Below are 385 nucleotides of genomic sequence, written 5' to 3' on the forward strand. Positions count from 1 at the left end.
TCAGTAGATCGAAAACTCATGATGCCGTAGGTAGATAGACAGCCCGAGCGAGCGGAAAGTGTCGTTCAACGACCTGACGGATGAAGGAGAGCATGGTTTTGAGCGGAAATCGTTCTTGAAAGACCCGTCGTCCGCCTCGTCGGGTCTCACTCACGGCTTGCCAGAGCAAGTAAACCCAGAGATTGACCAGGATAAAGGCCAGGGCGACATAAAGTAGCCGCAGGACGGGATTCTTGGTGGTAGAGCGGATACGGGCCTGATTTTTGAGGCGATAGCTGGTCTCAATGCCGAAGCGGTAGCGGTAATGGCGATGCACCTGTGACCACACCACGTTGGCTCGATAGACCACGTAGAGCAGGTATTGGATACCGTGCTTTCCTTGAGC

Annotated in this window: 1 pseudogene; it reads right to left on the reverse strand. The window is 54.0% G+C overall.

What is annotated here, in order from left to right:
* Window positions 1-16: 16 nt before the first annotated feature.
* Window positions 17-385: pseudogene (locus AC0QKW_RS00675) on the reverse strand (ISH3 family transposase); the annotation flags it as partial.

Source organism: Pseudanabaena sp. PCC 9330, from assembly GCF_055795045.1.